Source organism: Levilactobacillus suantsaiihabitans (assembly GCF_004745505.1).
Taxonomy (GTDB): domain Bacteria; phylum Bacillota; class Bacilli; order Lactobacillales; family Lactobacillaceae; genus Levilactobacillus; species Levilactobacillus suantsaiihabitans.
This window is the reverse complement of record NZ_RKLX01000002.1, coordinates 107,374-130,049: the sequence shown is the minus strand read 5'-3', so window position 1 is coordinate 130,049 and position 22,676 is coordinate 107,374. Positions and strand designations below refer to the sequence as shown.

The following is a 22,676-nucleotide window of genomic DNA, read 5'->3' as shown; positions in this document are numbered from 1 at the left end:
CTGGTTAGCCTCCTTATTCGATTCGAATTCGTGGATCAACGATACTTAAGATAATGTCAGATAGTAAGGTCCCCAGTAAGTTCAGAATCCCGTAGATCAGGACCAACGCGGTAATGACCGTGTAGTCCCGGTAGCTGATCGAGTTCACGAAGAGTAGGCCCATCCCGGGGTAGGAGAAGACGGTTTCGGTAAAGATCGACCCGTTCAGTAACCCGGTAATGGAGTAGCCCGCGAACGCAGCGATTGGCAACAGGGAATTTCTGAAGATGTGGTGACGGTAGATGTCCTTGCTAGGCACCCCTTTGGAACGGGCCGTCCGGACGTAATCGGATCCCTTGGCGTCGATGACTTCGGAACGCAGGTACTGTACGATGTTGACGGTCCCAAACAGGGCTCCTAAGATACCCGGCAAGAGGATGTGGTAGAAGCGACTACCGATGGTACTTAGCCAACCGCTTGCCGACGAGGATATTGACCCGGTCGTGGGGAACCACCCGAAGACGTAGCCGAAGATCCAGATCCCTAAGACCAAGATGACGAAGAAGGGGATGCAGTAAGTCACGTAGGTGTAGACCCGGATGATGGTATCGGGTAATTTACCTTCGTGGCGACCGGCGTAGACGCCCATTGGTAAGGCGAAGGCGTAGGTCAGGATCATGGTGAAGAGGGCCAGCCACAAGGTGTTGGCGGCCCGGCCACCGATCAGCCGGGTGACGGGTTCTTGGTACTGGTAACTGTTCCCTAAGTTACCGTGGAACAAGTGAACGACCCAGTGCCAGTATTGCTGGTACCACGGGTCATACAACCCGTTAATTTTCATCAAATGGTGAATCTGTTGCGGGTCAGCCTTGGGGTTGATGGAGCCGGTAAAGGGATCACCGGGCATCGCTTTGGCCAAGAGGAAGACCAGAATACTGAGAATGATGACTTCGGGAATCATGATTAAGATACGACGGAGAATCGTTTTCCACATTAGGCCTGCACCTCCCCTTCCTGGCTGGCAAGTTGTTTAGCAATCGTTTCAGGGAGGGCCACCGAGTGGGTGGGGCTGACCTGAACCAACGGGAACGCCTCGCCGTTTTCATCGTAGTATTTACTCTGTTGTTCTTGGTAAATCTTTTCGACGGCTAGCCGAGAGGCCCGGTGTGCCATCCGTTGATTAACGTTGGTTTCGGGAATCGCGGCGAGCAGGCGTTTCGTGTAGATGTGTAGCGGGTTGTTGTAAATGTCGTCTCGCGTGCCAATTTCAACCAAGCGGCCTCGGTTCATGATGGCAATGTTGTTACACATGTGCCGCACGACCCCTAAGTCATGGGAGATGAACAGGTACGAAATGCCAAATTCTCGTTGAATCTTCTTCATGAAGTTCAACACTTGGGCTTGAACGGACAGGTCCAATGCGGAAACCGGTTCGTCGGCAATAATCAGCTTGGGATTGGTAGCTACCGCGCGGGCGACCCCAATCCGTTGCCGTTGTCCACCGGAGAATTGGTGGGGATACTTGTAAAGTGCGTCGGCATCCAGCCCAACGATATCTAGCAGTTGTAAGACCCGCAGCTTTTCTTCATCTTTACTGAGGTGTTCGAAATTCCGCAGTGGTTCGGCGATGATGTCTTCGATTCGCTTCCGGGGATTCAGACTAGATAGGGAGTCTTGGAAAATCATTTGGACGTCCTGGTTGTAGTCGAGCTTGGTGCGGTTCGCCTTCTTGGTGATGTCGACGCCCTTGTAGAGAATCGACCCACTGGTAACCTTTTCCAGGCCAACCACGGATTTACCGGTGGTGGACTTGCCAGAACCAGATTCGCCAACCAGGCCGTAGGTTTCACCGGCCTCAATATTGAAGGTAATACCATCCACGGCCCGAACGGAATCGGTGATACGGTTCCAGAAACCCGTCCGGATGGGGTAGTGGACCTTTAGATCTTTGATTTCAACTAAGCTCATGCGGTCACGCTCCCCTTCTCATCTGGAAATTTGAAGTGTTTGTAGCAGGTGCACCGGACCTCGTGTCCCGGGGCCACTTCATGCATGGTTGGATTGGCTTCGTGTGCTTCGGCAGGCACCCACGGAATTCGGGGGGCGAACCGGTCGCCGGTACTTGGCATCTTCTGTAAGGAAGGCACGTTGCCGTCGATGACGTAGAGGTCGTCGTTTTCATTGTCCCGTTGCGGCATGGACCGCAGTAGGGAACGGGTGTAGGGATGTTCGGGCGTGTTGAAAATCTGTTCCGCCGTTCCCTGTTCGACGATTTGCCCCGCATACATGACGGCAACCCGGTCGGCCGTTTCGGCAACGACCCCCAAGTCGTGGGTGATCAAGATGATGCCAGCGTGATTTTCCTTTTGAATCGCCCGTAAGACATCCAAAATTTGGGCTTGAATCGTCACATCCAGCGCCGTCGTGGGTTCGTCGGCAATGATGAGGTCCGGCTTGCAGGCAATGGCGATGGCAATGATGACCCGTTGCCGCATCCCACCGGAAAGCTCATGTGGAAATTGGCGCGCGGTCCGTTTGGGATTAACGATGCCAACTTCATCTAAGAGCTGTAAGACGCGGTCGTGTTTTTCTTCCTTGGTCAGCTTGGTGTGGTAGTCCATGACCTCACTGATTTGGTCCTCAATGCGCTTGAGTGGATTCAAAGCAGATAGGGGATCTTGGAAGATCATGCCGATCTTGGCGCCGCGGAATTGGTTGTAGTCGGCATCATCCAGTTGTAAGAGGTTGGTGCCTTCAAAATCAATTTCGCCGGAAATCTTGGTTTCACTGGGATCATGCAACCCCATGATCGTTGTTGCTAAGGTACTCTTACCACAACCTGATTCACCAACAATAGCGAGAATTTCGTCGTGCTGGACTTGGAGGTCGATGTGGGAAATGGCGTCGTAGAATTGGCCATTGATCTTGAAAGCCGTACTGACGTCTTTAATGTTTAAAAAGTTTGATGCGGTCTCCACGGAAATCCCTCCCCAATGTCATTTCTAATATATCTCTCATTTTTGTATAAAGCCCGGTGAATAAACATCTTGACGTATTCAGTTCGGTGCTTAACAATAATTGTGTTTGATTATAGTTAATCAAATTCTCATTTACAACCCCAAATTTGAATTTTTCCCCATTAAATTTTCATAGAATCATCACAAACTTTGTTATACCAATCATCTCAGACAATTACGAAAATGATAAAAAATTTAACTTGAAACTAAATAGTTGGACAATCTGGTTATCAAACTAGTTATTTAACGGGTCGAGCTATACATTTGCTTGAAACAATATGCATGTATATTCCGAATGAGAAAATCCTTAGTGGCCAGGGCCCATTGTCGTCGACAGCCACCAGGTGTGGTATGATACCAGTAATAACTACAGAATTTTTGAAAGCGATGGCTGAACGATGAGACTAGACTTTTCTGTTGCGGTCCACAGCTTGCTCTACCTGGACGAGAACCGTCCGCGCAAGATTGCGAGCCGGGAGTTGGCAACATCCTTACAATTGAATGCGGTCATGATCCGCAACATTCTCTCTGTCTTGCACAAGCAAGGGTATATTGAAGGCTCCGTGGGTAAAAACGGGGGCTATCAATTGGTACGTGACTTAACGGATATTAACGTGGGGGAACTGTACGACCTCACGATTCCGCCGACAATCAGCTATGCGCGCTTTATCACGGGCGATTCCAAGGGAACCAAGGCCACGGATAATACGGATATCTCCGCCAACATTTCGCAAACGTTGACGGATCTGTTCACACTGGCTGATGAAGATTATCGCAGATTTTATCATCAATTCACGATGACCGACCTCAAAAAAGACCTGCATCAGCACGGATTTTTCCGCCGCTTAATTAACCACGAAGAAGGGTGAGTGGCGTGAGCAGTTTACTGCGCTTTTAGTGGTCCAGCAGGTATAATAGAGATGTAGACAAGGGATGGTGGTCACGGCCACCATTAATGTTGTTGGCAATCGCCCGGGGTGAACCTGGACGATTTTTTTGTGAGCGGGTGCCAACAGGCGGTTAAGCGGAACCAGTTGCCCGTTGGCGCATGTTTCGGCCGTTTTAACGTTGACACATAAAGGTCAGAGATGCTTTCTCAGGTTCTTAGAGCCAACCTTGAAAAATTCCTCTCAGTGAGTGGGTGCGTTGCGCGCGTCTGGGGGTTACTGGGCCGCCTTTTTCACTAACAAAAATCAGTTTGAAAGCTAAATTGTAATCGATTACAAGTCGTGCTATGATTTAAAGTAACCGGGAAAGTTACCGTATGGGACGGCCCCGGGTTGGTTAATTTGAAAGGGGTTTTTGGGTTATGTATTGGTATGCCATGAAATCACACGATATTCGCCACAATTTAGCAACGGAACAATACTTAATGAACAACAAGGAATTTGATGAACCATTAGTTTTGTTCTACTATGAAGGGCCTTGCATCATCGTTGGTCGTAACCAAAACACGTTGGAAGAGATCAACCAAAAGTACGTTGAGGAAAACAACATTACGGTCACCCGTCGGTTATCGGGTGGCGGTGCTGTTTATCAAGACCTCGGGAACCTTTGCTTCAGCTTCGTGGTTGATAGCGATAGCGAAGAGTTCGGGGACTTCAAGTCCTTCGTCCAACCCGTCGTCGATGCCTTACACCAAATGGGCGCCACGACTGCCGAAGTTTCTGGCCGGAACGATATCTTAGTTGACGGCAAGAAGTTCTCTGGTAACGCGATGTACTCCCACAGCGGGAAGACCTTCTCTCACGGGACCTTGATGTTGGACGTGGATCAAGACGTGATTGCCCACGCCTTGAACGTGCCTGAAGACAAGATGAAGTCTAAGGGTATCAAGTCGGTCCGTTCACGGGTCACGAACTTGAAGCCATACCTCGCACCGGAATACCAAAACTTAACGGTGCCAGAATTCCGGGACACCCTGTTGAAGGAATTGTTCCACGTGGACAATTTGGACGCCATCAAGGACAAGGAAGTCGTCATCGAAGACAACGAAAAGGCTGCCATCGACAAGATCTACAACGACTACTACAGCAACTGGGATTGGGTCTACGGCAATTCACCAGAATTCACGGTCAAGAAGCGTCAACACTTTACGGCCGGGACCATCGATGCGCGTTTGTTAGTTGAAAACGGTAAGATCAAGAACATCAAGTTCTACGGTGACTTCTTCGGCCCAGCCGACGCCACTGAACTGGCTGACAAGTTGGCAGGTGTCCGGTACGACCGAGAAAATGTCGGCAAGGTCTTGGACAGCGTCAACACCCAGCTGTACTTCAACGGCATCGACAAGCAAGACGTTTTGAACTTGTTGGTTGATTAGATTCCCGTTAGTTTTCGGTGATTAGCTGATTTTCTAGCAGGAATAAGTTAGAATAGAATGGAATTGACTAAGACGTGGTCGGTTTGACTGCGTCTTTTATTTTATGAATTTATTTGAGGAGTTTATTTTAAAATGAAAGATCGTAACGTGATTGCCTGGGCCATCATTTCCATGGTGGGCTTTGTGGTATTAAATTTCCTGATGTCTCGGCCCTTCGTTGACTCGACCAACGTGCAAATGACGATGAGCGAATTTTGGCGGACCACGCTGATCGCCGTAGTCCTGTACGTGATTCCCATCGTGTTGGCGGCGTTGGATTGGCACCCGTCCTTTTACCTGATGGGGTTGGTCATTGCGCTGTACACGTTGTCACCCATCAGCGTTCTCTTCAACATGTGGATGGACAGCGGTGCCAGTGTCATGATCAAATTATTAATGTCGGCCTACAGCCTGGCGCTGATTGTCGGCAATGCCTACTGGCTGGTCCTGGCATTACGGTTACGGCAACGGCAACAAAAGATCGCCGACCGCAAGCGATTCGCTGCGAAAAAATGAGGTGTAAAGCATGAAACGTGAGATTCAAACTTTTATTGATGCGGCCGAAGCCGATGAGATTCAACATTTCACGGTGGACACCACTGCCAAAGACTTCGAACAAGACCCGGACAAGGCCATGGCCCCACTGGCCGCCTTTATCCGCGAACAAATCGGCAAGGACCAACTCGCCCAAGCCGAACTGAAGCTGAAAGATACGGCGGTGTCGGTGCGCTTGGAAATGAGCGTGCTCAACCTGCCGCTGCAGGATAGCAAGACCATCGGCAAGATCATGGCGACCGACCAAGAGGCCGACATCAACGTCTATGCCGTCATCGAAACGCCAGACATCAACGTTTCTGGCCTGCGTATCGATGCGTTGGCCCCGGCGGATACCTACGTGGCCCAAGCGGCCGTGGCGGACCAAAGCCTGCACGATTGGTTGAAACTCCAAATTGAAAAGCTCCAAACGGCCGCTGCCAATAAGGCGGCCACGGACGTTAAACAACCTGACGAGGCCCCCGCTGCCAAGAAACCGGCGGCTAAGACCACCACGCGCAAGACGGCGACGAAAAAGGCTCCGGCCAAGAAGCCCGCAGCCAAGCGCACGACGAAGCGGACCACGACCAAGAAAACGAAATAGGCTTGAACTCACCACTAGCGTGTGGTAGTATTGTTCCTATGCGATGAGTCGAGAAATCACGCGTCCCTTGCTTGCAAGGAGCGTCCGCGCAAGCGGCTAGGTGAATTTGTCAGCAGGGCACAGATGTCACCGGATTTGTGACGTGTCTGATCTTGAGGGAATGTGGATTCCGAGATAGATCCATTCGAGCAATCGAATGCTGTATAAAAGCGTCCAATCAGTCTTTTGACGGGTTGGGCGTTTTTTTTTTTTGACCAAAATGGCAGCGGTTCTCCACCGCTTGAACGAGAAACTGTGCTATTCTAAAATTATCTGAGAATTTAAGGGGACCTGGAGATGAACAAAGGACGCGTGGAGGCCTTCACTGATGCGGTGGTGGCCATTGTCTTAACGATCATGGTGTTGGAGTTTAAGACACCGGAAGAACCGACGTTTGCAGCGCTAGCTCAAAATTGGAGCTACTTAGTGGCCTATCTGATTAGCTTTCTGTTTATTGGTGTGGCTTGGTACAACCATCATTACATGTTTGCACTGACTAAGCGCGTGACTAAGAAAATCTATTGGGTGAATAATATCTGGATTCTGGTGATGGCCATGTTACCAGTTTCCACGGCCTGGGCGGGTAAATTTATCTTTAAGGTCCAGCCTGAAATTTTTTACTTTGTAATATTCACGTTTTGGGCGTGGGCGTATGCGGCGTTGTCCTATACAGTCATGCGGACCAATCAGGCGCACGACCCGCAGATTGCTCAGAAGATTCGTAACATGTCAGTTTACCGGTTACACGCCAATGTCTGGTTTTGGCTGGTTTGGCTCATCGTTTTTGGCCTGATCTTTGTGTGGCCGCCGATTTCGCTAGTCTTTACGCTGGTTGAACTGGTGGCCATGGCAGTATACACCCCGGCTGACAGCGACAAATTGTTTTAGAGGAGTTTGGAATCGATGCAAAATGAATTATTTGATATTCCCGGCGTCGTGTACCTGGGCTGGCTAGTACCGGTCGGCTTTGGCCTGATCTTTGCCATTAGCTATGGCATCGAGAAACGCCGCCTGGGCAACGGCATTTGGTTTTCGCTATTTTTCTATTCGTTTTTGACCATGTTGGCGGTGAGCATCCTGGGCACCAACAACAAGTGGCTGATCGTCATCAGCATCGCGCTGTTCGTGCTATTACTGCTGCTGATTGGGGTGGCCTTTGCCCTACAGGCGTTTTTGCTGCTATGGAATGCGTGGATCGTCTGGAAACGGGAGAGTCACACGCTGGCCAACATGTTGACGCTGATATTGGGCCTCGCCATTCTACTGGCGCCCTTCGTCACGCGACTGACCACGCTGTACTTGCCGGCGCCGGTCGCGACCGTGTTAAATTTATTTCCGGCCATGGTGATCTTCTACGTGCTGTTTTGGTTTTACAACTACTTGACCATGCTGTTTATTTATCAATTTAATCATCCCCGTTATAAGCAGGATTATTTAATCGTGCTGGGGGCGGGCCTGCTAAATGGTGACGAGGTCTCACCATTGTTGGGGCAACGCATCGACCGCGGGTTGAAGTTTTATCGCAAGCAACTGGCCAAGACCGGGCGGCCGCCAATGATGATTTTCTCCGGTGGCCAAGGGGGCGACGAGACCGTGGCCGAAGGGGTGGCCATGCGCCGCTATGCCTTGGCCAAGGGGTTACCGGCCGACCACGCGATTGCTGAGGACCAGTCCAAAACGACCTACGAAAACATGGTCTTTTCTCAGCGCATCATTGACCAGCGCGGTCCCGCCAAGCCGCGGGTGACGTTTGTGACTAACGGTTACCACACGTTTCGGGCGGGGATGATTGCTCGTAAGGCTGGGTTACGGGCCAACGGTATCGGCGCGCACACGGCCAAGTTTTTCCTGCCCAACGCCATCTTGCGCGAATACATTGCCATCTTTGTGGGCAACAAGCGCTGGCATGCTGTGGCCATTGGGCTGATGCTCCTCTTGACCCTATTTTTGACCTGGGCGGAATATCAGTAGATCGATCATTGCGTCGACTAAACGGCCACTGAACCAGATGCAGGCCAAATCTAACGCAAATTAAGCACGCAACGAAAAATGAGGTCAGGTCCATTGCCAATCGGCGGGACCTAACCTCATTTTTTAATGCTCTTCGTCATTGCGATGGGCCTGGTAGCTTGCGACCGCCGCGTAACCTAACGCGAGCAGTAGCAGCGTGCCCAAGCCGTAAAACAAAATATTCCCCAGTGCGACCATTCGTCGTTCCTCCCTGTCTGCCAGTTACTTGTCATATCATAGCAAAACTGCCAACAGGGGTAAATAGATGGTGGGTGAATGTAATATTACAGTTAAGGGGTTACTTGACCAAATAAACGTGGTCATGAATCAAATCAATTTGCGTGTAGTGACGGTTCAGGTCACGCGTGGCTTTATTTTCTAGCAAGTCGGCGTGGTCCCAGAAGTCAGCTGATCCGGTGGCGCCGTGGGGTTCGCCCAAAACGACAAAGTCCACGTCCTTACCCGATTGGCGAATCGCTTGTAGCAGTTCCCAATCCAGCGGCAGGCCGTCCGGTGACCAGGACATGACCACGACGCCCACCTGGTCTTGGTACTTGGCCCAAGCGTCCAGCGCAGACAAAGGTTCGATGGTGGTCAGGGGATGGCGGCCGGTCTCGTTTTCATGGGTCCAGGCCTGACTATCCGTGGCGAAGACCGTTTGGTGCTTGTCGCGCAGGCCCTTGGAAATGTAGCCGTTGCCCGCCATGACTTCTAAGACGGAACGACCGTCGACGAACTTGGCCAGGTCACTAATGAACGGCGCCGGCGTGTAGGCCCACATGCCATAGTGGTTTTCCAAGTAATCACGGAAGGAGCGCAGGTCGTGGTCCAGCTTCGGCAAGGCATCGGTCAGTTCGTTCCAGAGCCGGTCGCCGGTCGCGTCTCCAGCGGGATAGCTTTCGTTGAGCTTGCGGTAGACCTGGTCTTGGCTGTCGTCGGGCAGCTGCAGGAGTGGCAATTGCTGAGGCAAGTCGCCTGCCGCCAGCATCCGGTCGGCCAACAGTACGTTGCTAATTAAAATTTTAATCGACGGGTAATCATTAAATTGGTGATAATAGGCCGTCATGCGTTCGATGTAGGTCGTTTTGCGTTGACTCAACGGCGCGTGGCGGACTCTTTTCTTGAGTTTTTGCAGTTTCTTCGGATTCACAGTAAGGGTCCTTTCTGATAGAAATACTAAGAAAAACTTAAATCGGCCGCAAATGGGTCACAATTTGCGCTTGGCTTTCGTTTGTAAGTATAGGGCGACCCACAAGAAAAGCCGGCTGATTAGCAGGTTCGCTGACCAGCCGACCCCTGATTAATGGTCGTCTAAATGTAGATCCAGTTCCTCTTGTTGGTTCGGTGACGACGTGGTGGTCCGGTTTTCACGGCCATGCAGGTAGCCATCGATCAATTGGTAAATTTCGTAACGGTCTTGGCCACTCAGCAGTTCTCGGTTAAAGCTCAGTTGCTTGCCGGACAAGAAGAGGCGGCCCAGATCGTATTCGTCACGCTCGGCCTTCCCCGTGAGGTAGTCCATCGTGACGTCAAAGTATTCAGCGAGTTTGCGCACTTCCATGAAGGAAGGTGTCCGAATGCCGCGTTCCCAGTTGCCGAGTTGTGAGGCGGTATTCTTGCGCGTATGCGTTTCGTTTGGTAGGGCGTTCAACGCTGCGGCCAACTCACCCAAAGTAATATGTTGGCCTCGTCGTAAGGCCCGAAGTCGTTCTGGAAACATCTCACTCACCCGTTTCTTTCCTAGTCTTGATTACTACTAGTATACCACTCTCTGTGGTTTTTAAGGGAAAGTTTACTGGGGATGGGGCTGGCCGCCTTACCGTGGCGCCCATGGAAACCGAGATGTCACCGGCTAGAGGGACATCCCCAGCCCAAGTTCGGTCTACCAGCTCACTTTGAGGTATTGCCGAGATTGCAAAAGTGCGTGTCACCTAAGCAGCCTGTCACACCTGAGGTCATCTTCGCCTACCTGCGGCGATAGATGGCGTTTTGGGGGAAGCAAACGTAGTTGACGAACTCACTGGAGCCGAGAGTGGAGCCAAATCTGGGCTCAGCCGTGGGAGTTCCCTTAGCGGCGGTCTGTGCTGCTTAGGGAACTGGCGTCTTTGAGACGCGATTTTCGGCTCAAAGCGAGGCGTCGAGACCGCTCTTTGGCTCGACCCGTCCGCCCGCCGCGTTCCGGCCCGGATTTGGCGCAACGGAAGGCGGTCCCCGTGGGAAGTGTTGCCAAGAACGTTACTTCACCAACGGATCGGTGAGGCGCATGAAGTCGGCGACGTCGCGCTTGATCAGCTTGACTCCAGCCAGCCAGAAGTCCGGTTGGGTCAAGTCAACGCCCAGGTGCTTTTGCGCTAGCTCTTCGGTCGTCATGTTGGCGGTGTCGCGCAACAAGGCGATGTAGCTTTCCTCGAAGTCGCCGGTTTGTTGGGCCTTGGCGTAGATGCCGAGGCTGAACAGGTAGCCGAAGACGTACGGGAAGTTGTAGAAGGCCGGTTCGTCGATGTAGAAATGCAGCTTGCTGGCCCACAGGTGTGGGGAGTAGGTCGACAGGTCGTGGCCAAAGGCTTCCTTTTGGGCGTTGAGCATCAACTCGTTCAATTCAGCCGGCGTGACCAGTTTCTTTTGCCGCAGTTGGTAGAAACGCGTTTCAAAGAGGTAGCGGGCCCGAATATTTAAGAACATGGCCAGGGGGTTGTCCATTTTGGCGTTCAACAAAGTGATCTTCTCGGCGTCGGTCTTGGCCGCCTTGACGTTGGCATCCGCAACGATCAGTTCGCCAAAGGTCGAGGCCGTTTCCGCCACGTTCATGGCGTAGTCTTGCCGCAGTTGGGGCAGGTCGCTGATGACGCTGGAGTGAAAGGCGTGCCCCAGTTCGTGCGCCAGGGTGGCTACGTCGTTGGGGGAGCCGGTGAAGGTCATGAAAATGCGGGATTCGTTGGTCTCCGGGGCGCTTTCCATCCACCCACCGGGCGCCTTGCCCGCGCGATCCTCGGCTTCGATCCAGCGATGTTCAAAGGCGTGTTGGGCCAGTGCCGCCATTTTCGGTGAAAATTCGCCGTAGTGCTTGATGATGAAGGCCGCGGCCTCATCGTAGGTGAACTGGTGGGTCGCACTGCCCGGCAGATTCAGTGGGGCTTCGACGTCTTGCCAGCCGGCGTGTTTCTTACCCAACAGGGCCGCCTTGCGATCGAGGTAGTCTAGTAGAAATTGCTTATTGTCGTCGACAACTTGCCAAATGGTGTTGAGGGTGGCGGCACTCATGCGGTTGGCGCGCAGGGGGTCACGTAAGAAGTCGGTGGTCCCGTGAGCGGCGTATTCCGTCAACCGAAAGCCGGCCAAATGGTTCAACGTATCGGCGAAGAGCTGTTCCTTGTCCGTCCAGGCCTGTTCCCAAGCCGGCAATAAGTCCGCGCGGTACTGCGGGTCAGCGTTGCCTAATAAATTGTTGTCGGCCTGCCCGGCGGATAACGTCACCGCCTTGCCGTTCGCGTCATGGAAGGGCACGTTGACGGTGGCGACCAGTGAATCGTAGTGACTGCTCCAGGCGGCCTTGCCGTCGAGGTTGAGTCGACTGATCAGCGCTTCGGTCTTGTCGTCCAACAGTTCCTTGCCATCATTGCGCATCTCCGTCAGGTTAAAGGCAATCGGCTGGAGCGCCGGGGTGGCCAGCATGGCGGTAAAGTTGGCGTCGGGCACTTGAACCAGGACCTTCTTCAGCTTGCCACTGACGTTTTCGGCCTGGGTGCCCAGGTTGCGTAGTTCAGCTTCCATTGGGGCGACGTCGGGGTTGGCGACGTCCGCTGACCCCACGGCAGTGATGAAGATGCCCATTTGACCCAAAGCGGCATCGATTTGTTGCAGTTGCGTGATCAATTTTTCAAATTGTTGATACGCCGGTGCGTCACTCGCGGCGTCCCAACGGTCCAACAGGTCTCCCAGTGACGCGATGGCACTTTGCGTCTGGGTAAGCTTCGTTTTCAATTGAGCGGAATTGATCCCACCCGGAAATAGTGAATCGAGATCCCAATTTAAAGCGTAGGTCATCAGCGACCCCTCCTAAGAAATAAAGTTGTGACCATTATAGCAAATTTCAAAGTGATTGCGCTGACTGAAAGAACTTCGTATACTTACCAGTAAGAGAGAAATGAGACATTGGGAGGATATCGTATCATGAGCAAACGACGGAAACGGTGGCTGATTGCCGGCGGAATTTTGGTGATTTTAATTTTGGGTGGCTTGATTGGCGCCAGCTTTTATTTCTACAACATGACGGTGGCCAGCGGCAAGAAGAGCTTTGTGGCGGCCGCCAAGCCATTGAAGAAGTCGGACCCCTTGTACGCGCAAAAGAACTGGTATCAAAACGTGCACAAGTACCGGTGGACAGAAAACGCGGCGGGCACGCATTTGAAATTAGTAGCCGACTACATTCCGGCGGCCAAGGCGACTAAAAAGACGGTGGTCTTGGTTCACGGCTTCGGGTCCAACAAGGAAGCCATGGGCGGATACGCCGGCATGTTCCATGACCTGGGCTACAACACGCTGATTCCAGACACTCGCGGGCAAGGCCAGAGCCAAGGCAAGGTCATCAGTTACGGCTACTATGAGAGCCGCGACTATTTGAAATGGGTCAAGCAAGTCATTGCCAAACAGGGGCCACAATCGCAGGTCGTCTTGTTCGGCGTGTCAATGGGTGGCGCTACGACCATGATGACCAGCGGGTTAAAGACGCCGCGGCAACTCAAGGCCTACATCGAAGACTGCGGCTATACCAACGCCGACGCGGAAATCACGTATCAGGCCAAGCAAATGTACAACTTGCCTCATTGGCCGCTAGTGCCGCTGACCAGCTTGGTCACCAAGTTGCGTGCGGGCTTTTACTTCAAGGATGCCAATAGCGTCGCCGCGGTCAAACGCAACCACAAGCCGATGCTGTTCATCCACGGTGGGGCGGACACCTTCGTGCCAACGCGGATGGTGTACCAGGTCTACCAAGCCGACGCGGGGCCTAAGCAATTACTGGTCGTCCCCGGCGCCGCCCACGCCGCGGCCTTATCGCATGCCCCTAAGCGCTACACGCAAAAGGTCCGGGAATTTTTGGCGAAGTACATTCAGTAGGTTTGCGGGCAACACGGGTTGGTGTTGCCGCCTGCCGTTGCGCGAAGTCCAGGTTGGAACGCTGGGGGAGGACGGCCCGAGCCAAAGCCCGGTCTCGCTCCTTGCTTTGAGCCGAAAATCACGTCTCAAAGTCACCAATTTCGTGGCAAAGGTCGCCCAAAAATTCCCCGGCTGAACCTGGATTTCGCTTCACTCTCGGCTACATTGGTGATTGTCCACAACGCTTGGACTAATTGGCCAAGTAGCGCCTGTCGTGTGTGCTTCGGCAAGCAGTTGTTTGCGGGTTATCGCGGTGGTGTGCATGGACACGGCAACTGAGTGCTAGCCATCCGGAGCATCACCGGTCAGCCACGGCAGCTTGCTTGCTAAACGCTTTGTCGCTGACACCGACTATTGTAGCCGAGAGTGGAGCGAGTAGGCGCTCAGCCGTGGGAGTTCCCTTAGCGGTGGGTTGGGCCGCTTAGGGAACTGGCGTCTTTGAGACGCGGGCTTTCGGCTCAAAGCGAGGCGTCGAGACCGCTTTTTGGCTCGACCCGTCCGCCCACCGCGTACCGGCGCCTACTCGCGCAACGGTAGGCGGCAGCGTCACTCTATCGTAGCCCAAAAGGACGAACGTTTAGCAACAAGCAACGAGTAAACAGAGGAGATGATTTGGATGGAGCCCACTGTTTCGCGGCAATTTCGGCCCGTGACCGAGACCATCCTGACACTGGGGGCGACGCTGGTCATGGGGATGATCGACGCCGATACGTTTTTGAATCACGGCGCCGTCTTCGTGAGCGCGCAGACCGGGAACCTCGTGGTGTTCGTGGTAAAGTTTGTAGAGCACGGCTGGCAGGCCGCCTGGGTCAACGTGCCGGTGTGGATCGGCTACTTTTTGGGCTGTTTTTTGGCTCAGGGGATGAGTGAACGCCTGGGTCAGAACAATAAGCGCCGGCAAATGCGCTGGCTGATGCTGGCAGATGTGTTGGCGTATGCCATTTTGGCAAGCCTGCAGACGACGATTTCGACCATCTGGCTGATTTTTTGTTTGGGCATCGTGGCCGGCTACGAGCTGACGGTCTTTCGCCAGGTCGGTGGTATCGGCATCAACAACGGTATCATGACGGGCAATACCAAGAACTTGGCCACTGCGACCTATCAAGCCTGGGTCAATGGCGATAAGGTGGCCCGCAACAAGCAACGCCGCATCGCCATGGTCTTAGTCACGTTTATCATCGGCTGTGCCGTGGGCGCGCGGTTAGCGGTCTTGACCGCCCTGGGCGTGTTGTGGATCGCAACCGGATTGAAATTGATTCTGCTCGCCTGGTTGTTTATGCCAGCAGCGATGGAAAATCCGGACAGATGATTGCGAGTGGGCCAAAAGGTGATTAATGGCGAGTATTAAGGTTAAAGGTAGAATTAACACATTGATTGTTGGAATGGTAGCGTTCAGACAACCCAAATTGGTGAAACCAGGCATCTGCATCAGCCGGGGTCCACTTGCTCTGGAAAACGTCGTCGACACAGCCGGGGCCATCCTTGGCTGATTCCGGCAAAGTGACGTCTATCAGCGACACCGTGCTGGCCGAAAGCTAGCTGATAATTTAACTGTTACCAAGGGCTAAGTCAATTGTTATTGTCACGCACTACTGTAGCCGAGAGTTCGCCAAATATGGGTTCAGCCGTGGGAGTTCCCTTAGCGGCGCGGTTCATGGCGCTTAGGGAACTGGCGTCTTTGAGACGCGAACTTCGGCTCAAAGCGAGGTGTCGAGACCGTCCTTTGGCTCGGCCCGTCCGCCCCAGCGTTCCAACCCATATTTGGCGAACGGTAGGCGGCCAGTTCGCATGACGAGGCTGTAAACGACTATTTTCAGCCGCTTGAGGGTGACAGACAAGAATCGAGATTGTTTTGACCCAGATGATTGGTTGGGTTGTGGCCGCAAATAGCGTATAATTAACGAGATAAGTGACCAATCCACCCGGCAACAGTCGGGATTGACAAACTAAGGAGCACGACCAATTTGCTAAATATAGGACTCATCATCGGTCTACTACTGATTGGGTTGCTGGTCGGTTATCTGGTGCGCCGTCACAAGCATCGTCAGGAGCTCCTGGCGGTCCAAGAACAGGCTCGGGGGATCATTGCCCAGGCCAAGACGAAAACGCAGCAGCGTGTGGCCAAATTAAACGCTGAAGCCAAGCGGGACACTTTAGCCTATCAGCAGTCAGTTAAAGATGAATTGACCGAACAAAAAAATGATATTGCCGTCAGAGAGCAACGGCGGCAACAACGCGAACAGTTACTGGGCCAAATGAGCGTCCGGTTAGACGACCAAACGGCAATGTTAGACGAACGTAGTCAAAGCAACCGCGACCAGCGCCAAGCCATCCACGGTTTGAAAGACGACGCGGCCGCCTTGCGCACGACGCGTGACGAAACGCTGGCCGACCGCGCCGGCATGGACACGGCCGCCGCTAAGGACCACGTTTTACAGGCCACCGAACTGGCGTTGAAGCGCGACCGGGATATCGAAATCAAGGCGCTCAACGACAATGCCGTGGCTAATGCCGAAAAATGGGCCAAGGACGTGGTATTATCCGCTACGGAAAGCGGCCCGCAAGACTTGCCCAAAGAACACATGGAACACACCGTCACCGTACCTAATGGCGAGATTCGCAGTAAGATCATCGGCCGCGATGGTCAGCACATTCGCTTGTTGGAGACGCTGACCGGGACCGATTTGATCTTCGTGCCCGACGACAACACCACGCTGTTCATCAGCACGCACGACCCAATCCGCCGCGAGGTTGCCCGGCTGGCGTTGACCAATTTGGTCGCCAGTCGCCGCATTTCCGCCAATCAGATCGAGACCCAGGTGGAAAACGCCCAACGTGACGTCAACCATAGCTTGTGGGAGACGGGGGAACAGACCGTCAGCCTCTTACACGTCGGCTGGATGCACCCCGACTTGATGAAGCTGATCGGTCGGCTCAAGTACCGGACCAGTTACGGCCAAAACGTCCTGCTGCACTCAATCGAAGTGGCGCAGTTGACGGGGGCTATGGCGGCGCGGCTGGGATACAATACCCGTTTAGCTCGCCGTGCCGGCCTGTTGCACGATATCGGCAAGGCCATTGACCACGAAGTCGAAGGCACCCACGTGGAAATCGGGACGGAATTTGCCCAGAAATATGGCGAGGACGCCGTGGTTATCAACGCCATTGCGGCCCATCACGGGGACGTGGAAAAGACGTCGCCGTTGGCTGACCTGGTGGCGGCCGCCGATGCCATTTCCGGGGCCCGGCCTGGTGCGCGGAGTGAATCCGTGGAAGACTACATCAACCGCCTGCGCGCCTTGGAAAAGATCGCCAATGATCAAGAAGGTGTGGCTGAAAGCTATGCCATCCAAGCCGGTCGGGAGCTGCGGATTATCGTGAAGCCCAAGGAATTGGACGACCACGCCGCTGCCAGCCTGACCCAGGAAGTGGCTAAGCAGATTGAAAACACGCTGACCTATCCCGGGAAGATCAAGGTCACCACGATTCGCCAGTCGACGGCGGTCGAGTACGTCGGCGATGAAAAGAAAAAGACTAAAAAGAAGAAAAAGAAAAAGGCGGCTAGTGCGAGCTAGTTGCCTGAAGCAAAATCCGCTGCGACGCTGTGTTGCGGCGGATTTTTTGACTTAAACCGGAATTTTAAGTGAATTTGTCGCGTCCTCCTTACAGAGTTGGAACGTGCGCCAACAGACAGTCGGTTCCACGCTCCACGAAAAAAAGGTCTCCTTACCCAGCCACACAACGGTGGTGAAGTCAGGAGACCCTTTTTTGCTGGTGCCTTAATGACGCGGTTCGTTGATAATCGTGAAGTTGGCGTTGGCCGTGGCGTCGATCACCGGGTGTTCTTGGAGATAGTCGGCGATAATTTCGCTCATGGCCCCTTGGCTTTCGGCGATGATCTTGTCGGCGCTGTACATGCTGTAGTGGCCACCACCCACGGCCCGGTATTGGTTCAATACGATACGCAGCGGTTGGTCCGGCGTCACGGGCTGGCCGTGATACGTCAGGTTTTCCACGCGCTGGCCGACGGGATTGGCGATGTTTAAGGTGTAGTCGACGCCCTCGTACATGTCATAATTGTACTGGCGGTGTTTGGGGTGAATGAAGGCGGGGTTCACGATGATTTTGCCGTCTTCATTACTGAAGTAGCGAGCACTGACCTCCAGCGCCGCGCGCAAGTCCGCCCCGGTGATGTTGAGCAAAGACAGCCCGTTGGGATAGACGTAATTGGTCATAATGTTACGCATGGTAATCGGATTTTCAAAGCCGCGGGCCTCGTTGTTGAACAGGGCCGTGGCGGAAATGTCGGCGCCCATCGTAGCCATTTGGACCTTTTGAATGAACTCGATGTACGGCGTCTCGTGGATGCGGGCATCAAAGGGATCGTCAAAAGTCATGTCGCCCTTGATGTGGCCGAGTGGTTGGTCGAGCCAGTGGCCCACAGCGTCGTTTAAGTCGCTGGCCGCGGCGAGAACCTTGTGATCGAGCGGGGCTTCTTGAGCGGAGACCAGCTCGGAATGGTGTTGCGTCACGGTCACGTGGCCCTGGTTGTCGCGGTCGAGGTCTAGCGTGATCTTGCCCACGGCTTGGCCCCGGAAGCCCGGTTGGGTCGTGGGGATGTCAAAGACGTCGGTGGCCAGTTGCCGGTGTTGGTGGCCGGTCACCAAAGCGTCGATGCCCGGAATGGCCTCTAAAATGTGATAGGCTTCGTTTTCGCCGACGTGAATGTCGTTAGGCTCACCGGTGGTCAAATCGCGCTCAAAGCCGCCGTGATAGCACACAATGACTACGTCTGCCTGTTTGCGGATGAGGGGGACGTATTTTTTTGCGGCAATAAAGGCCGACTCAAATTGGAGGCCACTGATGTTGGTGGCCTTTTCCCATTTGTACACGGCTTGAGTCGTCAGGCCCAAGACACCGATCTTGATGCCGTCTTTTTCAATAATTTTATAGGGCTGGCCGTATTCCGGATCGCCATTTTCGTCTAAAATGTTGGCGCATAGAATCGTGCGTTTGGCATCTCGAATAGCGGCCTGCAGGTATTCCTGGCCGTAGTTGAATTCATGATTGCCCAAGATGCCGCAGTCATAATTAATTTGATTATAAATGTTGATCAGCGGTTGCGGGTCGCGGTCAGGCTGGACGCGCGCAACGTAGTAGGCCAAAGGCGAGCCTTCCAAGAAGTCCCCGTTTTCAATGGTCACCACGGGGCCTTGTTCCTTGGCAGCGGCTTGCTCGCGGGCGATGACCGTGGCCGCCCGGGCCAGGCCAAATCCCTGGTGGCTTCCCTTTTTTACGTAGTTCGTGGGGAAGACGTACCCGTGGGTATCACTTGTCGATAAAATTGTCAGCTTCATTGTAATGTCACCCTCCAATAGGAAGTCTGGCTGGCCACGGGTCACGTAGACCAGTTGCTGGCAGACCGTTCGCGAAAAGACGCCGAATCTTTAACGTGTTAAAGAAATTATAAGCTAGTTTGGGTTGTGTGTAAATTTTAGCTGGCTAAAATCGTAAAAATTTGTGATTTTTCTTCCTGAAAACGATTCCGGGTGGTAAAAAATAGCGCCCGGCAACACTGAGCTCCGAGTCCGCCTGCTCTGGGGGAACGCCTCCAGCCTGAGAATCACCCCTGGCTGTCTCCGGCAGAGTGGTGATTGTCAATAATATGGCGCTGGTGCCCATGCTGTGTCATGAGAAGTGAAACGGTGGTCAATGATAATTGGTGTTACCATACCGAATACACGGTTGTTACGTGATGATTTCTGTTTTGAAGGCCGTCAATTTTCATCGATATTGCCTGGGAATTTTGGTCACAATTGTCTTGAAGGCCAAACTGCATGGCAAAACTAGCGGATTAATCAGCAAAACCAACCGTAGCCAACCAGGCAATCAAGACCGGCCCCGTTTATAGTTGCCACTAACAGCCACTGTAGCCGAGAGTGGAGCGAAATCCAGGTTCAGCCGGGGAATTTGCCAGTGGGGTTTGCTGGCAAATTGGTGTCTTTGAGACGTGGGTTTTCGGCTCAAAGCAAGCCACGAGACCGCTCCTTCAGGCTCGGGGCGGTCCTCCCCCAGCGTTCCAACCTGGATTTCGCGCAACGGCAGGCGGCCAGCAAACGCAGTCCCAGTTCCAAGACGACAAAAAACGGCGGCCAGGCCTTGATTACCTGCGTCGTCGCTTTGAGAAGAACGTATCTTACGTTTGGAGTGGGCTGGTTGCAGTAGCAGTGCCGCCCGTTTTTTACTTGGAGGAGTAAAATTGGTAACTTATTCGTTTGTTTTAGTCGTAAGTTATGATTTCACTATACCAACAAATTGTGAAGAAAATGTGACGCGAATATTACAATGACAGCGGTAGTGCACAATCTCGTTCACGGGGGAAACGACTCGCCGACCAGACCTGACGAGGCACTAAGGACGGTTGCCGGCGGTGGTTCACGCGTTTGCGGACCCGGACCAGTTGCACCGCCACGGGTCAGTTAGTGACGAGTGGGGTGAAAAATATTCCTGCAAAATTTAATCCGTCCCGGCATTTTCTTGCATGTAAAGCATTTGGTCGGTGGAAATTTGCTGGTACAATTCATCCGCCAGGGCCGGTGACATGAGGTTGGCGCTACGCTGTTGGCGAATGTAGGTGTATTCGTACTGGAAGGCCTGAATAAAGAGTTCATTTTCCAGATCCGTGGTTTCCTGGGAGACGAAGCGGCGGTGCCGGGCGTTGTAGTAGTTGCGCACGGCATTGACCTCGGTCTGGTTATCAACGCTGGAGACCTCATTTAAGAAATTGGCCACGTGGGTGTAAATGTCGTTTTCAATCCGCAAGAAGTTCTCGCGGCGCTTGGCCTCGGTCTGCGGTGTGCGTGCGGGACGATGGACCAGCGATTGTTGCCGTTCTTGCGCGATGCGTTGCGCCTGTTGGGCGGCTTGGTCGGCAGTAGGTGTTGTTTGGGCCAAACGTTGTTGTTGCAAGGCAATGCGCTGTTCGCGGTGGCGCCGGCGAGTGACCATGTGGGTGAGCCGGTGGCCGACAAATTTCAGCCACAGCGTCAGGTTGATAAACGGATTATTGCTGTTCATTTGGGACTTGATCACCAGCAGACGGACGTAACGGTTGGCGTAGCCGTTGGGGATGACGCCTTGATCGGCTAGTTCTTGGACCGTCTGGACCTCGATTTGGGTCGCCTGATTCAAGAGTTCACGGACCTTGCGCTTGTCCGGACGCTCCGCCGTGGCTTGACTGTTGAGAACCTCAATTACGGCCTGCGTAGCGCTGGGGTTGCTGGGATTTTCCTGGACCAGCCGTTCACTGGCGTAGGCGACCAGCGCCTTGCGTTGTTGGAGCGCCTCGGCGGGATCGACGGCCGTTTCCTTGCTGGGCAGGATGTGGGGCATGACCAGGGTCGGTACCAATAGGCTTAAGATGATGACGACGGCCGCCACGAAGATCAGGGAGTTTCTAAAGGGAAAGGCCTGACCATTTAGCGTCAATGGTAGCGAGAAGGCCATGGCCAACGTGATGGTCCCGTGAACGCCGGAAAGTGCACCAATCACGGCATTGAGCCGTCGTTCGTGGGGCTTGGAGTGGATCAGCGCCCAGTCGAAGCGAATCCACAGGTAGCGTAGCGCCAGCATGACCAGGTACAAGACGACGGCTAAGAAGATCAGGCTCGGCAGGGTCTTGGAGGTGTCTTGTTGAATATTTACCCAGACTGTGGGCAGCGAGACCCCCAGCAAAACGAAGACGAAACCATTTAAAATGCTGGTTAGAAAATGCCAGGTCGACCGGGTGACCAGTTGGAGTTGCGTACTGGATAGCCGCAGTTGGTTGGACGACAGGCTGTACATCAAGCCGGCCGCCACGACCGCCAGGATGCCAGATAGGCCAACGTGTTCGGCCGCCAGATAGATGAGGAAGGGCACCAGCACGTCGTAAGGCACGATGACGCTGGCGGAGTCCTTACCGCTGCGGACCAAGAAGACGCGGATCCAAACGGCGAAGATGCCCAAGATGATCCCGATGAGCAGGCCACCGAAAAAGACGACCAAGAAGTGCTTGAGGCCGCCGCCGACGGAGAATTTCCCGGTGGTAAAAGCGGTCAGTGCCAGGCTGAAGGCGACCAAGCCGGAAGCGTCGTTGAAGAGCGACTCGCGTTCCAGCATGCCCATGACCCGCTCGGGCACCGCCATGTTAGTGGTAATGGAGCTAACGGCCACGGCATCGGTCGGCGTGACGATGGCGGCCAGCGCAAAGGCCAGGGCCAGTGGCAACGTCGCCAAGATGGCGTGGCTGAGGTAGCCCATGAGCACCACGGTCAGGATGGCCAAAACGACCGCCACGGACATGATGGAGCCCACGTTTCGCCGGAGTTCCTGCGCGTTGGTGTTGCGGCCATCGTAGAACATCAAGGGTGCGATGATCAGGAGCATGAAGACCTCAGGCTCGAGCACAAAGTGATGGTAGAGCGGCACCAGTGACAGGATGGCCCCGGCAAAGATTTGGTAAAAGGCTTGGGGAATCGCCGGAAAATAGGGGTAGATGGTGTTGGCAACAATCGTGGCTAACACCAGCAGTAGGACGGCATAGAAGACTTCCAAATTAATCCCTCCAGATGAGTTTATTCGTTACCGTATATTCTACGCCAGTCGCGTGAAAAGTGGCGAAAAACTTCTTGGTAATCTGCCCTTGACCAAATTAGGGAAAGTGGCTAGACCTACGCGTGTGGGGAGAAACCAATAATGAATATTAATGCGAATTAAATGGATATTAATGCATTTTATTGAAAAAGAGACGCCAGGCGGGATAGTTTGTAAAACTTCATAATTTATCAATAGATAATTGGCCAACGGGGAAAACCTTGTGGCCGCGTTGCAAGCTGATACGGTGGCCATTTTTCGAATTTATCACAAATCAGTTTAGTGGCCTCACAATGGTTGGGACCCACAACCAACCCACTAAGAAATGTGGGGGATTATTTAG

17 protein-coding genes are annotated in these 22,676 nt (G+C 53.4%); 9 read left to right on the top strand and 8 right to left on the bottom strand.

Features of this window, described 5'->3' with window-relative positions:
- Positions 1 to 13: 13 nt before the first annotated feature.
- The 3 genes from EGT51_RS02185 to EGT51_RS02175 are packed head-to-tail and all read right to left on the bottom strand — an operon-like array spanning position 14 to position 2,957.
- Positions 14 to 973 carry an ABC transporter permease gene (locus EGT51_RS02185; RefSeq protein ID WP_135367168.1) on the bottom strand — a complete coding sequence of 320 codons (960 nt, stop codon included), beginning with the start codon at positions 971 to 973 and terminating at the stop codon, positions 14 to 16.
- Positions 973 to 1,947, bottom strand: a complete 975-nt coding sequence (locus EGT51_RS02180) for an ATP-binding cassette domain-containing protein (RefSeq protein WP_135367167.1) — start codon at positions 1,945 to 1,947, stop codon at positions 973 to 975. The genes EGT51_RS02185 and EGT51_RS02180 overlap by 1 nt, the downstream gene beginning before the upstream one ends.
- Entirely contained in the window at positions 1,944 to 2,957 is a 1,014-nt protein-coding gene (locus tag EGT51_RS02175) for an ABC transporter ATP-binding protein (protein ID WP_179951122.1), read from the bottom strand. Before EGT51_RS02175 ends, EGT51_RS02180 begins: the two co-directional genes overlap by 4 nt.
- 437 nt (positions 2,958 to 3,394) lie before the next feature.
- On the opposite strand from EGT51_RS02175, the gene EGT51_RS02170 reads away from it, so the two are divergent.
- The 6 genes from EGT51_RS02170 to EGT51_RS02145 all read left to right on the top strand — a co-directional run bounded on the left by EGT51_RS02170 (position 3,395) and on the right by EGT51_RS02145 (position 8,506).
- Positions 3,395 to 3,865 carry an Rrf2 family transcriptional regulator gene (locus tag EGT51_RS02170; RefSeq protein ID WP_135367165.1) on the top strand — a complete coding sequence of 157 codons (471 nt, stop codon included), beginning with the start codon at positions 3,395 to 3,397 and terminating at the stop codon, positions 3,863 to 3,865.
- Between the two features lie 440 nt (positions 3,866 to 4,305).
- Positions 4,306 to 5,319 carry a lipoate--protein ligase gene (locus EGT51_RS02165; protein WP_135367164.1) on the top strand — a complete coding sequence of 338 codons (1,014 nt, stop codon included), beginning with the start codon at positions 4,306 to 4,308 and terminating at the stop codon, positions 5,317 to 5,319.
- A 132-nt stretch (positions 5,320 to 5,451) separates the two neighbouring features.
- Complete coding sequence (locus EGT51_RS02160; RefSeq protein ID WP_135367163.1) at positions 5,452 to 5,874, top strand: hypothetical protein; 423 nt, start codon at positions 5,452 to 5,454, stop codon at positions 5,872 to 5,874.
- 10 nt (positions 5,875 to 5,884) lie between these two features.
- On the top strand, positions 5,885 to 6,496 hold the full coding sequence (locus EGT51_RS02155) for a hypothetical protein (RefSeq protein WP_225428664.1): 612 nt from the start codon (positions 5,885 to 5,887) through the stop codon (positions 6,494 to 6,496).
- Between the two features lie 336 nt (positions 6,497 to 6,832).
- On the top strand, positions 6,833 to 7,423 hold the full coding sequence (locus EGT51_RS02150; RefSeq protein WP_135367162.1) for a TMEM175 family protein: 591 nt from the start codon (positions 6,833 to 6,835) through the stop codon (positions 7,421 to 7,423).
- A gap of 15 nt (positions 7,424 to 7,438) precedes the next feature.
- The gene (locus EGT51_RS02145) at positions 7,439 to 8,506 is read left to right on the top strand and encodes a YdcF family protein (protein WP_135367161.1); all 1,068 of its coding nucleotides are present in this window, start codon (positions 7,439 to 7,441) and stop codon (positions 8,504 to 8,506) included.
- 337 nt (positions 8,507 to 8,843) lie between these two features.
- Here the strand turns inward: EGT51_RS02145 and EGT51_RS02140 are convergent, their stop codons facing one another.
- The 3 genes from EGT51_RS02140 to EGT51_RS02130 all read right to left on the bottom strand — a co-directional run bounded on the left by EGT51_RS02140 (position 8,844) and on the right by EGT51_RS02130 (position 12,589).
- A complete protein-coding gene (locus EGT51_RS02140) occupies positions 8,844 to 9,695 on the bottom strand; it encodes an SAM-dependent methyltransferase (protein ID WP_135367160.1) in 852 nt (283 codons plus the stop codon).
- 150 nt (positions 9,696 to 9,845) lie between these two features.
- Positions 9,846 to 10,265: a helix-turn-helix domain-containing protein gene (locus tag EGT51_RS02135; RefSeq protein WP_135367222.1), complete on the bottom strand. Its 420-nt coding sequence runs from the start codon at positions 10,263 to 10,265 to the stop codon at positions 9,846 to 9,848.
- Between the two features lie 515 nt (positions 10,266 to 10,780).
- On the bottom strand, positions 10,781 to 12,589 hold the full coding sequence (locus EGT51_RS02130; RefSeq protein ID WP_135367159.1) for a M3 family oligoendopeptidase: 1,809 nt from the start codon (positions 12,587 to 12,589) through the stop codon (positions 10,781 to 10,783).
- Positions 12,590 to 12,715: 126 nt separating this feature from the next.
- Here EGT51_RS02130 and EGT51_RS02125 point away from each other — a divergent pair, with 126 nt between their 5' ends.
- The 3 genes from EGT51_RS02125 (at position 12,716) to rny (ending at position 17,274) form a co-directional block, all read left to right on the top strand.
- Entirely contained in the window at positions 12,716 to 13,660 is a 945-nt protein-coding gene (locus EGT51_RS02125) for an alpha/beta hydrolase (protein WP_135367158.1), read from the top strand.
- Between the two features lie 655 nt (positions 13,661 to 14,315).
- A complete protein-coding gene (locus tag EGT51_RS02120; RefSeq protein ID WP_135367157.1) occupies positions 14,316 to 15,008 on the top strand; it encodes a YoaK family protein in 693 nt (230 codons plus the stop codon).
- 655 nt (positions 15,009 to 15,663) lie between these two features.
- A complete protein-coding gene (gene rny / locus EGT51_RS02115; RefSeq protein WP_135367156.1) occupies positions 15,664 to 17,274 on the top strand; it encodes a ribonuclease Y in 1,611 nt (536 codons plus the stop codon).
- A 204-nt stretch (positions 17,275 to 17,478) separates the two neighbouring features.
- Here rny and EGT51_RS02110 read toward each other — a convergent pair whose 3' ends face one another.
- Both EGT51_RS02110 and EGT51_RS02105 read right to left on the bottom strand, forming a co-directional pair.
- Positions 17,479 to 19,056, bottom strand: a complete 1,578-nt coding sequence (locus tag EGT51_RS02110; protein WP_135367155.1) for a bifunctional metallophosphatase/5'-nucleotidase — start codon at positions 19,054 to 19,056, stop codon at positions 17,479 to 17,481.
- 1,159 nt (positions 19,057 to 20,215) lie between these two features.
- A complete protein-coding gene (locus EGT51_RS02105) occupies positions 20,216 to 22,294 on the bottom strand; it encodes a cation:proton antiporter (protein ID WP_135367154.1) in 2,079 nt (692 codons plus the stop codon).
- Positions 22,295 to 22,676 lie beyond the last annotated feature (382 nt).

Coding starts and splice junctions, on each gene's coding strand:
- EGT51_RS02185 (WP_135367168.1), bottom strand. CDS start 973: ATGTGGAAAACGATTCTCCGTCGTATCTTAATCATGATTCCCGAAGTC.
- EGT51_RS02180 (WP_135367167.1), bottom strand. CDS start 1,947: ATGAGCTTAGTTGAAATCAAAGATCTAAAGGTCCACTACCCCATCCGG.
- EGT51_RS02170 (WP_135367165.1), top strand. CDS start 3,395: ATGAGACTAGACTTTTCTGTTGCGGTCCACAGCTTGCTCTACCTGGAC.
- EGT51_RS02165 (WP_135367164.1), top strand. CDS start 4,306: ATGTATTGGTATGCCATGAAATCACACGATATTCGCCACAATTTAGCA.
- EGT51_RS02160 (WP_135367163.1), top strand. CDS start 5,452: ATGAAAGATCGTAACGTGATTGCCTGGGCCATCATTTCCATGGTGGGC.
- EGT51_RS02155 (WP_225428664.1), top strand. CDS start 5,885: ATGAAACGTGAGATTCAAACTTTTATTGATGCGGCCGAAGCCGATGAG.
- EGT51_RS02150 (WP_135367162.1), top strand. CDS start 6,833: ATGAACAAAGGACGCGTGGAGGCCTTCACTGATGCGGTGGTGGCCATT.
- EGT51_RS02145 (WP_135367161.1), top strand. CDS start 7,439: ATGCAAAATGAATTATTTGATATTCCCGGCGTCGTGTACCTGGGCTGG.
- EGT51_RS02135 (WP_135367222.1), bottom strand. CDS start 10,265: ATGTTTCCAGAACGACTTCGGGCCTTACGACGAGGCCAACATATTACT.
- EGT51_RS02130 (WP_135367159.1), bottom strand. CDS start 12,589: ATGACCTACGCTTTAAATTGGGATCTCGATTCACTATTTCCGGGTGGG.
- EGT51_RS02125 (WP_135367158.1), top strand. CDS start 12,716: ATGAGCAAACGACGGAAACGGTGGCTGATTGCCGGCGGAATTTTGGTG.
- EGT51_RS02120 (WP_135367157.1), top strand. CDS start 14,316: ATGGAGCCCACTGTTTCGCGGCAATTTCGGCCCGTGACCGAGACCATC.
- EGT51_RS02110 (WP_135367155.1), bottom strand. CDS start 19,056: ATGAAGCTGACAATTTTATCGACAAGTGATACCCACGGGTACGTCTTC.